9 protein-coding genes and 1 pseudogene are annotated in these 16,014 nt (G+C 50.3%); 2 read left to right on the top strand and 8 right to left on the bottom strand.

All coding sequences use genetic code 11. The annotated features are described in order from the left end of the window. Window positions 1-133 precede the first annotated feature (133 nt). Window positions 134-4,321 carry an InlB B-repeat-containing protein gene (locus ACFSX3_RS03905; RefSeq protein WP_379312624.1) on the bottom strand — a complete coding sequence of 1,396 codons (4,188 nt, stop codon included), beginning with the start codon at window positions 4,319-4,321 and terminating at the stop codon, window positions 134-136. A gap of 412 nt (window positions 4,322-4,733) precedes the next feature. Then, the gene (locus ACFSX3_RS03900) at window positions 4,734-7,265 is read right to left on the bottom strand and encodes a LuxR C-terminal-related transcriptional regulator (protein ID WP_209992021.1); all 2,532 of its coding nucleotides are present in this window, start codon (window positions 7,263-7,265) and stop codon (window positions 4,734-4,736) included. Between the two features lie 155 nt (window positions 7,266-7,420). Between ACFSX3_RS03900 and ACFSX3_RS33290 the strand changes: the two are divergent. Further along, window positions 7,421-7,665 (top strand): annotated as a pseudogene (locus ACFSX3_RS33290) (IS701 family transposase); the annotation flags it as partial. A gap of 176 nt (window positions 7,666-7,841) precedes the next feature. Here the strand turns inward: ACFSX3_RS33290 and ACFSX3_RS03895 are convergent. The 6 genes from ACFSX3_RS03895 to ACFSX3_RS03870 all read right to left on the bottom strand — a co-directional run bounded on the left by ACFSX3_RS03895 (window position 7,842) and on the right by ACFSX3_RS03870 (window position 15,088). Continuing rightward, window positions 7,842-7,991: a DUF4411 family protein gene (locus tag ACFSX3_RS03895; RefSeq protein WP_209992022.1), complete on the bottom strand. Its 150-nt coding sequence runs from the start codon at window positions 7,989-7,991 to the stop codon at window positions 7,842-7,844. A 78-nt stretch (window positions 7,992-8,069) separates the two neighbouring features. Then, entirely contained in the window at window positions 8,070-10,715 is a 2,646-nt protein-coding gene (locus tag ACFSX3_RS03890) for a GH32 C-terminal domain-containing protein (RefSeq protein WP_209992023.1), read from the bottom strand. Window positions 10,716-11,378: 663 nt separating this feature from the next. Then, on the bottom strand, window positions 11,379-12,869 hold the full coding sequence (rlmD, locus tag ACFSX3_RS03885; RefSeq protein ID WP_209992024.1) for a 23S rRNA (uracil(1939)-C(5))-methyltransferase RlmD: 1,491 nt from the start codon (window positions 12,867-12,869) through the stop codon (window positions 11,379-11,381). A 34-nt stretch (window positions 12,870-12,903) separates the two neighbouring features. Beyond that, the gene (locus ACFSX3_RS03880; RefSeq protein WP_209992025.1) at window positions 12,904-13,794 is read right to left on the bottom strand and encodes a diacylglycerol kinase; all 891 of its coding nucleotides are present in this window, start codon (window positions 13,792-13,794) and stop codon (window positions 12,904-12,906) included. Window positions 13,795-14,023: 229 nt separating this feature from the next. Next, complete coding sequence (locus ACFSX3_RS03875; RefSeq protein WP_209992026.1) at window positions 14,024-14,794, bottom strand: sirohydrochlorin chelatase; 771 nt, start codon at window positions 14,792-14,794, stop codon at window positions 14,024-14,026. A 3-nt stretch (window positions 14,795-14,797) separates the two neighbouring features. After that, the gene (locus ACFSX3_RS03870; protein ID WP_019913624.1) at window positions 14,798-15,088 is read right to left on the bottom strand and encodes a YerC/YecD family TrpR-related protein; all 291 of its coding nucleotides are present in this window, start codon (window positions 15,086-15,088) and stop codon (window positions 14,798-14,800) included. A 377-nt stretch (window positions 15,089-15,465) separates the two neighbouring features. Here ACFSX3_RS03870 and ACFSX3_RS03865 point away from each other — a divergent pair, with 377 nt between their 5' ends. Then, entirely contained in the window at window positions 15,466-16,014 is a 549-nt protein-coding gene (locus tag ACFSX3_RS03865; protein ID WP_209992027.1) for a tyrosine protein kinase, read from the top strand.

The following is a 16,014-nucleotide window of genomic DNA, read 5'->3' as shown; positions in this document are numbered from 1 at the left end:
CCAAGCATTTGAAATGTCAAAGTCATGTATATTAAGGAAAGGGCTATCCCCTAAGCAGCAGTTACTTTAACCGCTTTAAGGATAACCCTTGTTATTTACTTCTAAAAATCAGTTTGGGTTGACAATTTTCACTTTACTTGCTCTTTTGAGCCAGCATGTTCAGCAGAACCGTTACGGCCTCTGCTCTTGTTGCATGATCCTCAGGAGCAAATTTATTGTCGCCTTTCCCTTGCACGATGCTTGTTTGCTTTACATAAGCAACCGCAGCTTTTGCCCACGCTGGAATGTCCTTGTCGTCTGCGAAGCTAGTTGCCGTGACATTCGCTTCGCTATATTTACCCAAAGCACCTGCAATGATCACTGCCATCTCTGCACGTGTAATTTCCCCGGCTGGACGGAAAGTACCGTCCTCATAGCCATTAATAATGCCTGCTTGCACCGCTTGCGCGACCGCTATCTGCGCCCAGCTTCCGATCTTCGCTGTATCTGTGAACGTCAGCGCCGCTCCCGCTCCTTGCGTCTTCAATGCATTCATCAGCATGACGGCAAATTCCGCACGAGTCACGGTTTTGTCCGGCTTAAACGTGCTGTCCTGATAACCAGTGACGATTCCGCTGCTTACCGCTTGGTTGATGCTTGCCTTCGCCCAGTGTGCAGATATATCGCTAAAGTCAATCGTTGGTTTTGGCTCACTTGCCGCTTGCCCTACAACCATTACCGCAAATTTTGTAAATTGGGTTACTGCTGCGGTAATCTGATTCCCCCTAACAACACTGCCAACTTCCACCCATTTCTTCTGCACTTCATCATAATAGAACACGGCTGCTCTTTGATTACCGCTCAATTTTGTCGGATCAAACTTAAAAGTCAGTGTTACCGGTTTACTGAAGTTCTCCGAGAAATTTTTCAGAATCTCGAAGATCGGACTAGCCAGAACGTCTTCATCCGTTAGAAGATCTTGAGTCCCAGTAAGTTGTTTAATCGTTAATTTCAGTTCTTTGTCCTTTGCATTTGCCGGAATATCTATTGTGATGGCATCTCCCAAACTAACCTTACCCATTCTGCCTGCGGGAAGCGATAATTCGCCATTCACTGAGATTACAATGCTGTTCTCTGGTGGCGTTGGGATGCTGCCTCCACCTCCACTGCCAGCACCGTCACCGCTACCGCCACCAGGGCTAACTGTCCACTGCGCATACAGCGTCACGTTCGCCGCTCCCATGCTGAACGTTGCATTTGCCACATATGGTGCTCCTGTTCCGTCGGCCGCCGTGTTCCAACCTGTGAACGTGTTGCCCGTCTTCTCCAAGCTTCCCGTGTTGCCCAATACGGTTACCGTTGCATTTTGCGCGTACGGATTGCTATCTGTTGGCACGGTTCCTCCCGTGCTGCCATTGCCGTTATACGTTACGGTATATGTCGGGTTGGCCGTCCACTGCGCATACAGCGTCACATTCGCCGCTCCCATGCTGAACGTGGCATTTGCCGCATATGGTGCTCCTGTTCCGTCGGCCGCCGTGTTCCAACCTGTGAACGTGTTGCCCGTCTTCACCAAGCTTCCCGTGTTGCCCAATACGGTTACCGTTGCATTTTGCGCGTACGGATTGCTATCCGTTGGCACGGTTCCTCCCGTGCTGCCATTGCCGTTATACGTTACGGTATATGCCGGGTCGGCCGTCCACTGCGCATACAGCGTCACATTAGTCGCTCCCATGTCGAACGTTGCATTTGCCGCATATGATGCTCCTGTTCCGTCGGTCGCCGTGTTCCAACCCATGAAGGTGTTGCCCGTCTTCACCAAGCTTCCCGTGTTGCCCAATACGGTTACCGCTGCATTCTGCGCGTACGAATTGCTGTCCGTTGGCACGGTTCCTCCCGTGCTGCCATTGCCGCTATACGTTACGGTGTATGTCGGGTCGGCCGTCCACTGCGCGTACAGCGTCACGTTCGCCGCTCCCATGTCGAACGTTGCATTTGCCGCATATGGTGCTCCTGTTCCGTTCGCCGCTGTGTTCCAACCCATGAAGGTGTTGCCCGTTTTCACCAAGCTTCCCGTGTTGCCCAATACGGTTACCGCTGCATTTTGCGCGTACGAATGGCTATCCGTTGGCACGGTTCCTCCCGTGCTGCCATTGCCGTTGTACATTACGGTGTATGTCGGGTCGGCCGTCCACTGCGCGTACAGCGTCACGTTCGCTGCTCCCATGTCGAACGTTGCATTTGCCGCATAGCTTGTGCCACTTCCGTCAGCCGCCGTGTTCCAACCTGTGAAGGAGTTGCCCGTCTTCACCAAGCTTCCCGTGTTGCCTACTACGGTTACTGTTGCATTCTGCGCGTACGAATTGCTGTCCGTTGGCACGGTTCCTCCCGTGTTGCCATTGCCGCTATACGTTACGGTGTATGTCGGGTCGGCCGTCCACTGCGCATACAGCGTCACGTTCGCTGCTCCCATGCTGAACGTGGCACCTTCCGCATAGTTTGTGCCGCTTCCGTTCGTCGCCGTGTTCCAACCCATGAAGGTGTTGCCCGTCTTCACCAAGCTTCCCGTGTTGCCCAATACGGTTACCGCTGCATTTTGCGCGTACGAATGGCTATCCGTTGGCACGGTTCCTCCCGTGCTGCCATTGCCGCTATACGTTACGGTATATGTCGGGTCGGCCGTCCACTGCGCGTACAGCGTCACATTCGCCGCTCCCATGTCGAACGTTGCATTTGCCGCATATGGTGCTCCTGTTCCGTCAGCCGCCGTGTTCCAACCTGTGAAGGTGTTGCCCGTCTTCACCAAGCTTCCCGTGTTGCCTACTACGGTTACCGCTGCATTTTGCGCGTACGAATGGCTGTCCGTTGGCACGGTTCCTCCCGTGCTGCCATTGCCGCTATACGTTACGGTGTATGCCGGGTCGGCTGTCCACTGCGCGTACAGCGTCACATTCGCCGCTCCCATGCTGAACGTTGCATTTGCCGCATAGCTTGTGCCACTTCCATTCGCCGCCGTGTTCCAACCTGTGAAGGTACTGCCCGTCTTCACCAAGCTCCCCGTGTTTCCTAATACGTTTACCGTTGTATTTTGCGCGTACGAATGGCTATCCGTTGGCACGGTTCCTCCCGTGCTGCCATTGCCGCTATACGTTACGGTGTATGCCGGATCGGCCGTCCACTGCGCGTACAGCGTCACATTCGCCGCTCCCATGCTGAATGTAGCGTCCGCCGCATAGCTTGTGCCACTTCCATTCGCCGCCGTGTTCCAACCTGCGAACGTGCTGCCCGTCTTCACCAAGCTTCCCGTATTTCCTATTACGGTTACCGCTGCATTCTGCGCGTACGAATTGCTGTCTGTTGGCACGGTTCCTCCCGTGCTGCCATTGCCGTTATACGTTACGGTGTATGTCGGGTTGGCCGTCCACTGCGCATACAGCGTCACATTCGCCGCTCCCATGCTGAACGTGGCACCTTCCGCATAGTTTGTGCCGCTTCCGTTCGCCGCCGTGTTCCAACCTGCGAAGGTGTTGCCCGTCTTCACCAAGCTTCCCGTGTTGCCTAATACGGTTACCGTTGCATTTTTCGTGTACGGATTGCTATCCGTTGGCACGGTTCCTCCCGTGCTGCCATTGCCGCTATACGTTACGGTGTATGCCGGGAGATCAATGTTTTGAAATATGTCTCCTCTGTTACCTACCGCGATAAACGTGCCGTTGCCGTAGGTGACGCCATTAAGAGACCCGTACGTACCCTCATACCTTTTCGTCCAACTCACTAAGTCACTGGAGGTATAGATAGAATTAAATGATCCCACACCCACATACGCACCATTTCCGTAGGATACACTATGAAGGACGCCAGAATTTACCAACTCACATTTCGCACAGATAAGGCCCGACGTGGTGATTACACTCCAGCTCACTCCGTCAACCGAGGTCAATATCGTTGTTCCGTCTACTGCCCAAGACACAAACTTACCATTTAGATATTTGACGCCTTTAAGATCAGCCGCAGTGCCCGAATTTCGGCTCGTCCAGCTCACTCCGTCACTCGAGGTCAGTATCGCTCCACTTTCTCCCACCGCCACAAACTTTTGGTTGCCGTAGGTGACGCCCGTAAGTGTTGAAGTGTTATTTACATTGCGATCCGTCCATAAGTCCGGATCCCCAGTCGTCGTAGAGGTGTATATGGCTCCTTTATCTTCAGTAATTTTGTTCCCTACCGCCACATACAGGCCGTTGCCATAGCTAACGCCCCAAAGGGATAAATAATTATTGAGGGTAAAGCCTGTTTTCCAGTTCACTCCGTCACTAGAGGACGATGCATTCCCAGTTCTACTCACAACCACATACTTGCCGCTATCGCAAATGATACTAGAAAGCCTATTTGTAGTTCGCGGATCGAAAAGCGTCCAACTCGTTCCGTCACTCGAGGTTAAGATGCCTCCCTCATCAGTCACCGCCATAAACTTGCCGTTACTGTAACAGACGTCCTGATTACTGGTAACAAGGTTAGCAGGTTTCTGATTAACCCAATTATCAGTAGAAGCAGCACTAGCAAAAGTAGGGATCATACCCAATAGAATAATTAATGACATTACTAAAGAAATCCAACGTTTGTTCATAAATTGTTCACCCGCCTTTTTTCAAAATTCAAAATTTAAAATTCTTCTCTACTATAAATTAAAATAAACAAAATAAAACCTACCCGCCTGGGGTAGGTTTTCAAAAAGGATAGGCATTTTAACCAAGCCTCTATAATTTTTTTGCAAGTTGCAGTGCTTGTTTACGATTGTTGACTTCAAGCTTTTTGTAGATATTTTTAATATGAAATTTCACAGTATCTACCGTAATATTCAGACGCTCGGCAATTTCCTTGTTCATCAATCTATCCATCATTAGCAGAAAAATTTTAAATTCCTGCCCTGTCAGTTTTTCTTTCGGTGATTGATCAACCTCTGGTGTATCATTCATAGCGCGCAACAATTGCTTTACATAGAAACCCGAAGAAGTATTGCTATCTTGCTGAACGTTTGAATATGCGTTAAGCATCTCCGCCATTACAGAACCTTCGTCAATAAAACTACGAATATATCCATCCGGCTTGGCCAAATCCAAAGCAGTGCCCAATGGAATGAGCGCAGCCTCCGTTTGACCCGAATGCCATAGCGTCACACTTTGCACAATTAATACTTTGGTGTGATCACGGAGACAGTCTCCCTTGCACACTAAGAGATATAGTCTTTCCAACAGGTACAGCGCTTCTTCTATTCGTTCGCTCGCCGCAAGCACTCTAGCCACAATCAGATGCTCTGCCATAAGATTCAATGAAACCTCATCCGTATGCGCAAGACCACACCTTTCCAACCAATCAAGCGCATCTTGGAGCGAGCCTTGCCGCAAAGATAGATAAGCTTGTTCCGTTTCGATTTTCACAATAAAGAAAGCATAATCGGGTGAGTTAATTTCCGACTTCAATTGCGCCAATAGTTCGGACGCTCGCTTTGGATTACCTTTGGCTTGCTCAATCCGCGATGCAGCGATGCCCAATTGGATCCTAATTCGTGCAAGAGGCTGATGGTCTTTGCGCCCCAATGACTGACCGAAGTAAAATTCTGCCTCCTCCAATCGATTCCACTCATACAGCAAATGGATATATGCCAAGTACATATATCCAATAAAAGGATAATCATTTTTATTCTCCCATACTTTAATCCATTTCCTAATAAAGTCTTCCGCCGCATACAGATCTTTGATTAAAGTTAATTGATCATAATTCCTACTGTACCCTTCATACCGGTTTACCCCCATCACCTGAAAGTAGCTTCCTTCCGGCATATATCGTTCTGTAAGGGCCAAATAATCCGATGCTCGCACAAAGTCATTTTGGATATAAGAGGCCATACCACAATAGAAATAGATATTACCCATAACCTTGTTCCAGTCTACATCGGGTAATTTCCCTTGCAGTGCTTCAAACCGGACTTTGGTTTGCTCCATTCTCTGAAATGCGGCTTCCCACTTACCTCCTAGCATCATTACGGCTATATAAAATATTTCGATCATCGGCTTCTCCGCAATGGCGCTTTCAGGTAAAACAGTTACCCACCTCATCAACGCAACACTCTTCGATTGCATCAAGGCAGGGGGGTTTTTCTCGATCAACCGGATAACATCCGCAAACTGTTGGCCTTCTAAATAATGCTCGACCGCTTCTTCATCAAACCCTTTTTTCTCCAACCATTTCGCCGCGCGGATGTGCACTTGAATCCATTTGTCCGAATTCGTTCTGGACCCTAGCTGTCGCAAGAAATCGGAAAGTAAATGGTGATACCGATACCAATTCCGCTCCTCATCTAAGGGTATAATGAATAAATTTAGCTGCTCCAGTCTCTGCAATTGTTCTTGACTGTTCATTTGACCCGTTACTGCTTGGCATAAAGAATGGTTCATTCTACTTAAAATGGACGTTTCCAATAAAAAGGACCGCATGGTTTCCGATTGATGGAGGAACACTTCTTCCAACAAGTAATCGGCTATATGATGCTGTTGACCCGTAAATTGCTGGATGGACTGCTTTATATTAGCACTTCGTTTCAGAGATATTGCCGCCAGCTGCAATCCACTGACCCAGCCCTCAGTTCGATGGAACAACTCGGTTACTTGCCCTTTCGTTAGCGATAAATCCGTTGTATCTCGAAAAAACACAACCCCCTCTTCCAGTTCAAAGCGCAAATCATGCATTTGGATAGAATGCATTTCACCCTTCGCCAAAAGTCTGGTAGTAGGAATTGGCAAATCGGTACGGCTAGCGATATATAGATGAATATGTGGAGGAAAATGTTCCAGGAGGTAGCTCAGTGATTGGTGAATATCGGGGAGTTCAATGAAATGATAATCGTCGAGTATGATTACCAGTTCACCGGTTATATGATTCAATTCATTCAAAAGTTCCTTAATCATAGGCTCTGAAGATTCCGAAGGTCCTTCCTCAAGAAGACACCCAATCGTTTGGCCAAAGCTAGGGATTCTCTCCTGAATGGAGGCCGTTACGCAACTCCAAAATGAAATCCACTCATTATCATGCTTATCTAAAGAGACCCACGCAACAAATGTGGTGCATTGCTTCACCCATTCACATAAAGCTGTAGTCTTTCCATAACCAGCCTGCGCGGAAACAAGCATCAGCTTGGTTTCCATCCCCTCATTAAGCTTGCGCATCAGCTTCGGGCGGGATACCATAGTATTTCGTATATGGGGGATCTGAAATTTTGTATTTACAATCACTGTTGATACCTCCACAAAAAAATCTAAATAAATAACTATAAATGAGCAAATCCACTTCCAGTAAACTGTAAAATACAAAAGAATAGAGACAAAGTGCTTTCCTTATGTTAAAAAGTAGTCACCACAACACACTTTTTCACGAAGGGGAAATCACAATGTCTCATATCGCCATCGTACCTGAACCTAGCGCCATCCGCAACTATTTGTTAAAGCACCGACTGCCATCGTACGACATTGGGCCATTTTCTCGCCGAAGGCGTCTGGGATGAAACGGTGCTGCAAAACAAAGTCAATAGAATCCCTTCGCCAAATCCTGGAGACCTCCCGGCGCACGGCGGAGCCGCTGTTTGTCATTCACGACGATACTATTGCCCAGAAAACAAAGCCTTCGTCACAGGCTCCCGCCTCATAGCGGCTATTGTCTGGTGGATTCCTGGTTTACCTGTCCCCGTAGGCCTTTATAAATTTCGTCTTATATGTTAACAGCTTTTAAGGTGGTTTCACATCAGATTCACATCAAGACATTTTAAGAATTGCACAAAAAAATCCAGAGGGAATCCCCTGGATGAAGTTATCCTAGCCAAGCCTAACCTTTAATTTCCTCATCATATCAAATGTATTAATAACGGGAATTCTATGAGCATCACAGACGTTGGGAATCAGTATTCTTTTTTTCGCTCCAGCTTTTGAAGCTTCATGTGTAACCACGGTAAATTCTTTGGGCATCTTTCATCCATACTAGATCGCCGACTCCGAGTTCCAGCAATCGGCGATCCAGCACTATTCATTGTACTGTATTACCATCTACATCGAACTTCTCCATGTATTTTTCAAGGAATACACGTGTAATGATTTCACGACAACCGCTCCACCGGATGCATAAAAGCTCATCCCGCTGCTAGTGGAATCCGGTAGGATGATGTCCGAAAAGACCACTGCCCCGTCGTTGCCAAATAGCTCCAAAGAAGACTCATCCACAAGGATATGCATACGGACGACACCGTTGACGGGTTGCACAACCGCCTCATGCAACGTCGTAAAATTGGAAGAAAAATCCGTTCTGCCGGAAGCGGATCGATCGATGAACATCTTGTTATCGGTACTCCGATAGCCGACGACCGTCTTCTGTCCTCCGCCTTCCCGCAATCGGAATCCGAATTCGGTAGCCGCTCCAGAATTGGGGAGCTGGAGTTCCACGACAATTTCGTATGCATTTCCATTGATCGTTCCAAGGATATTGCCGGATTGCGGTGTTACCGAAACATTGTTAACTGAAAAATCGGTTCCACGCAATGAGCTCAGTTCGCTTATCGGATTCTGCGCAAGGATGACGTTCCCGTTCACGGTCTTTAACGACAGCTTGCGGGGAATTGTCAATTGCCCTTTCCAACCTTCGGTCGGGAAGCTAAATGGGTAATCCCAATTTGACATCCATCCCACCGTAATGCGCCGGTTATCTGGTGTGTTGTAGAACGACATCCCAGCGTAATTCTCTTTCCCGAAGTCGGTAAGCAACACTTTGCCCGGAAGGTTGTCATTTACGAATTTTCCATCCGCCGTTACCTGACCAATGAAATATTCCGCCGACGAACCTTGCGTATTCGGGTTGCCGCCGGTACTGATCATCAGCACCCATTTTTTATTGTTTGCATTCCCGTCCACCGCAAGTTGGAACAAATCCGGGCACTCCCACACCCCGCCGCGTATATATTGGCTATATCCGAAATTGTCGGTCCACGTCCAATGAAGCAGATCAGTCGATGTATAAAAGCGAATGTGATCCCCGCCAGATACCACCATAATCCATCGGTTATTGACGTCGTCACGCACGACTTTCGGATCGCGGAAATCCCAACTGCCGTTAATGCCGCCCGGGTTAGGCACTATGGCGTCATCCCCGTAATATACCCACGTGCGTCCCTTGTCTTTGCTATACGCAGCCCCGATCTTCTGATTGCCGTTCGACTTATTCGGATTGAATGAAGTATAATAGGCAATCAAACCTTTACCGCCCGAGTCCCCGAACAACCCTGAAGCGTTGGTTAAATCAGCAACCGTGGACCCCGACCAAATATGCCCCAAGTGGTTCCATTTCAACGCAAGCGGCATCTGCTTCCAATGTAAAAGGTCGGTGCTGATGGCATGAGCCCATTGGCCTCCATCCTGGTGGAACAGATGATATTCACCTTCAAAATACACCAGTCCGTTCGGATCGCTGGCCCATCCTCGCGTGTCCGTAAAATGGTATTGCGGCCGGTACAGTTCAGTATAATAATTGCTGTATGGGGTAAGATACACATCTTGAAAATAGGCGGCCCCATTCTTCACAGTCATTCCGGCGTATCCGCTCAAAAAGTCGGCATCTTGTGCTACGATCTTCTCCGCCGAATACCCATCGACATAAACCGTAAGGTTCGAACCTATCGCCGTTATTTCAATATGGTGTTTGTTCCCAGTCTTCAAAGGAATGCCGGATTTCGATTGGATTACCGTTTCGGTGTCCCCGTGTTTTTTGAGTAATGTGACGGTATGATCGCTCGGCCGTATTCGAAGAATATATCCGTTCGCACCATCCCTGTCAGAACGGAACATCAACCCTGCGACCGCTTGCGGCGCTTGGGAATCCACCGTCACGTCACCCTCAAACACGAAATCGCTTGTCACACTGTCGGCGATACAAGTCGCTTCTGCGTTCGCAGATCCGACGCCCTTAACAATGTTCTGATTCAGCGTCCACTCGCCCCTCGACATACAACTTTTCAGATTACTAGTTCCCCAGCCGCTTAGGTTCGTGTACACGGGTGGAGTTGTTGGTGTTAGTGTTGGTGTTGCAGTTGGAGTTGAAGTTGGCGTTGTCGAATTCGGTGTCATTATGATGTTCTGGAACAACATCGTGCTGTTCCAAACTTGAACACCTAAGTAACCTCCGGTGTAAGCGTTATCATTTATGCTAATCACAGGTGTAGCACTGCTCCCCCAGTATACCTGGAGCGCTGATCCAACAGCTCTCACTTTCAGATGATAGGTTGTGTTAGCCGCAAGCGAAACGCTGTACACGCCCAGCTCACGATCTCCGTTCGCATCCTTCAAGCGAATCCGGCCGCCTACCGGATCGATCTGCAGCATATAAGAGCCCCAGCCGCTGTTATTGGAGCGGAATACCAATGCGCCACTCCCTTGGAATTGGCGAATGGTCACATCCGTTTCATAAGTAAAATCGTTGGCAGTCGTTGTCGATAGCGCAAAGAAATTACCGCCAGACGTGAGCAGCTTCCCGTCTGCACTGTTCGTTAATGTCCCCGCATCCCCCGAAGTCACCCAGCCGCTTAAGTTCGTGTTCACCCCAGTACCATCAGCTGTTGCTCTTGTAGCGTTACCTGTCCATAAAATCGGTATGGCAAGCATCATCGCGAGTATGAGCTTTACCCCATAAAACATACGATTCTTCAACAACAGTCATCCACTCCCATTCATCGGATTGTTAAAATGATAATAAATAAACTCAACTTTCACACCTGGAAAATCAGCTTAACCATATCGAAGAGGTGTTTTCTCTACGATAGAACAAAAGCAGTCATTCAATTAACTACCAAAAGAAATCAAACCGGTATTTATGGAACTCCATGTCCTCAATCACTAAGATGATAACGCTTTCAATAAAAAATCAGGTTCACTTACACCTCTTCCGCCAGCAAGCATGCTGTAAACGAATTGACTTTCTCGATTCCCCCCCATTCTGGATTGCCTTTGCCCATTACGAGATCACCATATCAAATGAAAGAGGCAATTAAATTCAATATTCTCTGTTCATACTTTTAAATTTTATAATCTATTTGTACGTTACCTCACCTCAGAACTAACCAACCCTATTCTTGGGTTGTTCTTTATGGATTGAAGCTTCGTAGAAAGGGATACTGGGAAAAGAAAAGCCGAGCGATAATCAGGGGAATGCCTGAAGATTGCTCGGCTTATAGGTAAACATTAAGTGATCAAAGGTCCGTTTATGTGGGGGTTACAGCAGAGGGATTCTTCCTCTCCTCTGCATCTATTTATCGACTTTATCAAATCTTTATTCTTTTTTAGCAGTGGTTTATTTGTTATAGCACGGGTTTATTAGAGGGTTACAACATCCATCACCAACAAAGCCACCGACTCCACATGCACCGTATGCGGGAACATATCCACCGGCGTAACCTCCACCGTCCGGTAGCCCCCATCCTCCAGCACCCGCAAATCACGGGCCAGGGTGGATGGGTTGCACGACACGTATACGACACGCTCCGGCTGCATAAGCAGGATGGTCTCCAGCAGACGCGGGTCGCAGCCCTTGCGCGGGGGATCGACAACGATGACGTCTGGGGTGATGCCCTGTTCTTTCCAGGCCGGGATGACATCCTCCGAAGCGCCGACTTCGAACTTCACGTTGTTCATTCCGTTCAGCTTCGCGTTGGCGCGGGCGTCCTCGATGGCTTCGGGCACGATTTCTACACCATACACCTGATCCGCATGTTGGGCCAGGAATAGGGAGATGGTACCGATGCCGCAGTAGGCATCAATCACAGTTTCCTTGCCGGTAAGTGCAGCGTACTCCAGAGTTCTGCCATACAGCACCTCGGTCTGGGCCGGGTTCACCTGGTAGAAGGAGCGCGCCGAGATGGCGAATTGCACCTCACCGATGTAGTCGTAAATGACCTCGTTGCCCCACAATACGCGGGTATCGTTGCCGAAGATGACATTGGTCCGCTGGGTGTTAATATTCTGGCAGATGCTGACCACTGCCGGAAGCTGCTCGCGGATACTGCCGAGCCAGGCGTCCAGGTGCGGGATATCCCGGCCGTTCGTGACCAGCACCAGCATCATCTGGCCGGTGCGGAACGCCTTCTTCACCACTACATGGCGGAGCAGTCCACGACCGGTCTCTTCATCATAAGCGGTAATGCCCAGCTCACGGCCGAGGCTCTTGACGGTGGCAACGACCTTGTCGTTGTCCTCATGCTGGATCAGACAGGTCTCCATGTCGATGATCCGGTGACTGCCCCGTGCATAGAAGCCGCCAACCAGACCGCCATCCGTAACCCCAATAGGCACCTGGGCCTTGTTGCGGTAACGCCAGGGCTCTTCCATGCCAAGGGTGGGCAGCACGCGGATGCCTTCGCCTTGAGTCCCAGATGCACTTGCCGCATCTGCACCCGCCGCACCGGCCACCTCCAGCTTCCCGATCCGCTGCAGGTTGTCCACCACCAGCTGGCGCTTCCACGCGAGCTGCGCGGTGTAGTCCATATGCTGCAGCTGGCAGCCGCCGCACTGATCATAGATCGGGCAGGGCGGCGCGATGCGGTCGCTGCTGGCCTGCACCAGCTCCAGCAGCTTGGCGTAGCCATACTGCTTCTTGGTCTTCAGCACTCTGGCCCGGACTCTCTCACCGGGAAGAGCGCCCTGCACAAATAGGGTATAGCCCTCTACGCGGCCTACCCCTTCTCCTTCATGGGTCATGCCGATGATATCGAGCAGGACCTCATCATTCTTATTCACCGGCAGTCCGGCGACAGGGGCCGCCCCTTGCTCCCGGCGGCTTGCGCTGCGCCTGCTGCGTTGTTTATTCATGTGTATAGGTTCACTTCTTTCATGTTCTTCACGATTAGTTCTGCGCAAAAATCCGCAGATGCTGCGGCAGGATGCTGAAGTTGCCAGGCAAAGTGCCGCCAAGCTCACCGTCCAGGTTCAATAGGACGTGGCCTGGGGAGGTAACCTCCATCGCATCGGTACGGAAATGGATAACCTTCTTGTCATTCAGGTGCTCTCCGCGAATGGTCAGACGCACCAGCCGGATGAACTCAGCCAGGTTGCATTTCTTAACGGCAATAACGTCGAGCAGGCCGTCATCGATGCGCGCACCCGGAGCCAGCTTTTCGAAGCCGCCGACCGAATTCGTATTGGCAATCAGGAAGAGCATGAACTCGTCATGGATCATCTCCTGGCCGTTCGCGCGGATGTACAGCTCTTGCGGAGCAAGGCTGGCCATCTTCTCGATCCCCTTCAGGTAATAGGCGAGCTGACCCATCATGGTCTTCAGCCTGCTGGGGACCTCATAGGTCAGCTCCGTCAGCTGTCCACCGCCTGCTATATTAATGAAGTAACGGTCATTGGCTTTGCCGAGATCAATCAGGCGCGATTCCTGACGCAGAATCAGGTCGCAGGCTTCGTCCCAATTCTTCGGAATGCCCATGGCCCGCGCGAAATCATTCGTCGTTCCCAGCGGCAATATGCCGAGCGGGGGAAGGTTCGGCTTCTCCGCCATCCCGTTAATCACTTCATTAAGTGTACCATCGCCTCCGGCAGCTATGATCAGATCATAAGTACCGCGCTCCACAGCCTGGGCTGCAGCCGCAGTAGCATCGCCCTCTCCCGTTGTTGCATGGCAGGTAGCTTCGATACCGCCCATATCCAGCCGGTCTAGAATATCGGCGAGTCGTCTTTTCATTTCTTCCCGACCAGAAGTGGGATTATAAATCAATCTCGCAGTTTTCATTACCGGAACGCCACCTGTTTATATAATGGATAACTTTACTGATTATACCCAATTCTGTACCCCACAAGCAATGTCGGGGAACGGAGGAGGAATATAAGTATACCCTCCGCCCGGGCTCCAAGCTTAGAAGATCGGCAGAAAGTATAGATATATGTATGCAGCAGTGGTAGCTGTGGCTACATTGAACACTGGTCGCACCCTATAATCAGCTTCATTACCCGCGTACTAACTACTCCTGACTCTCAAGACGCTGGAGCGCTGCTTCCACCTGCCGCTGAATCCAGCGCGGCAGCAGCGGATGCGGCAGCAGCGTCTGGCCGGAGTAGGCATAATCCAGTCCCTCCAGCCGCTGCGGAATAACCACTTTGGTGAAGTACCCCTCACTCAAAAAAAGCGGAGCCACCAGCACATCATAGCCCTGCTCCTGCCAATGCTCCACCCGGCTTCTCACACTGTCCGGGTTCAGCAGCCCGTAATCAGCCGCGGCCAGCCCGCTTATCTCCCGTACCCGCGCGGCAAGTGAAGAGATGCCCTGCTCCCAGCGCTGCCGGAAGCCGTCATGCCTGCTGCCGTGTCCGACCAGCAGCACCATCTCACGCCCGGGATGCTGCGACAGTTCCCGGAGCTTATCCCATAGCATCTGCGCAATATCGGGATCGTCATCAACCGGATAGCCGTAATGAACCTTCGTGGCAACCCTGAACGGCGCAAGGTCGGTCTCCCGTTCAGGAACAGGCTTCGCGCCCAGCGCATACTCTATCTCATCGACATGCGTGCTGCCGGAAGACACAAACAAGGGGATCACAATAATATCTGTGACCCCTGCATGTTCCAACGTATCGATTCCATCCTGTATCAATCGTCCTTCTACCAGCTCAAGGAAAGCCACTGCCACCGGCAGCTCCTCCCGGAGCGTGAGATGGCTCACTGCCTCATCTACCATCGACACCCAGGCCTGATCACGGGAGCCGTGACTGATCAACAATACACCCGGAACCATAGATTAACGGCCCAGACGTTCCAGCGTAAGCTTATAACCGTCATTACCATAGTTCAGGCAGCGCTTCACACGGGAAATTGTAGCCGTACTGGCTCCCGTCTCGGCTTCGATCTGATTATATGTAGACCCCTTGCCCAGCATCCGCGCAACCTCAAGGCGCTGCGAGAGCGATTGAATTTCGTTCACGGTGCACAGATCATCAAAGAATACATAACATTCTTCCATATTTTTCAATGTTAAAATAGCCTCAAATAATTGATCGATACTTTTATCGTTTAGCTTCTTTAGCTGCATCGCCCTATCATCCCCTAAACATTAACTTTTAATGTGACTAGCTTGCCTCTACTATATTGTACTGGAGCACATTTTTCAAGCATTAACGGTTTCACGCTGTAAAGAGTGAAAATGATGGACAAACGTCCACTCCAGGCGCACATCATAACCGGGGTTAATCCACCTTCTACTTTCTGCTCCCAGGCTAGACCGCCTTACTCATAGTACTACAAAACCGTGCGAAATCAAGCATGGACACGGTTTCTTCACTTCCGCCTGCCCCTCTATAGGCATCCGCCCTTTTCCGCTGGTATCCCGGTTACCCGGGCATTCGTCTATACCGTCTGTTCGCCCATGACATACAGTATAGCAAACCACTAACGAAGGAATGTGATCCTATGCCTCAGCATTACTATAATCATTCCCGCCAGCAAGGCCGTTCACTGGCTGAACCCTACAATCCGTCACCTTACCCGGGACTATCTGCTTATACGCCTGCCCCGCTTCCCGGAGAACCTGAATTGCTGCCTGCTTATGGCGCTGAAGTCACCGATACGGCACTCGCGCTCCCTGCTGCAGAAGCTTCTACTGCGAAGGCCGGAGGCCTGCTTGGCGGACTCGGCAATCTTGGAAGTCTGGCGAATATGGAACAGATCAAGGGAATCGTTGACCGGATGGGCGGGATTGACGGAATCGTCAACACCATGGGCAAGGTGCAGAAGGTGATGCAGGGCTTTTCACAGATGGCTCCGATGGTGAAGCTTGTGATGGGCGGGTTCGGCAAAGGCAAGGGAAGCGGAGCGGGAGAACTCGCAGCCGAAGAAGATGCAGCCCTCTATAGCCCCAAACGGCGCAAAAAAAGACGCCCCGTCACGAAGCGCCGCAATACCACCTCCAAGAAGCGTAAATCCGGTGGGCCTTCCTCCGTTAAGCGCCGCCGTTCCTAA

The sequence above is a fragment of the Paenibacillus rhizoplanae genome (assembly GCF_042684125.1).
GTDB classification, from domain to species: Bacteria; Bacillota; Bacilli; order Paenibacillales; family Paenibacillaceae; genus Paenibacillus_AQ; species Paenibacillus_AQ rhizoplanae.
This window is presented reverse-complemented; position numbering and strand designations above follow the sequence as displayed.

Bases quoted from the DNA above. Each gene is read 5' to 3' on its own strand.
- ACFSX3_RS03895 (WP_209992022.1), bottom strand. From the start codon at position 7,991: ATGCCCAAAGAATTTACCGTGGTTACACATGAAGCTTCAAAAGCTGGA.
- ACFSX3_RS03880 (WP_209992025.1), bottom strand. From the start codon at position 13,794: ATGAAAACTGCGAGATTGATTTATAATCCCACTTCTGGTCGGGAAGAA.
- rlmD (WP_209992024.1), bottom strand. From the start codon at position 12,869: ATGAATAAACAACGCAGCAGGCGCAGCGCAAGCCGCCGGGAGCAAGGG.
- ACFSX3_RS03865 (WP_209992027.1), top strand. From the start codon at position 15,466: ATGCCTCAGCATTACTATAATCATTCCCGCCAGCAAGGCCGTTCACTG.
- ACFSX3_RS03875 (WP_209992026.1), bottom strand. From the start codon at position 14,794: ATGGTTCCGGGTGTATTGTTGATCAGTCACGGCTCCCGTGATCAGGCC.
- ACFSX3_RS03870 (WP_019913624.1), bottom strand. From the start codon at position 15,088: ATGCAGCTAAAGAAGCTAAACGATAAAAGTATCGATCAATTATTTGAG.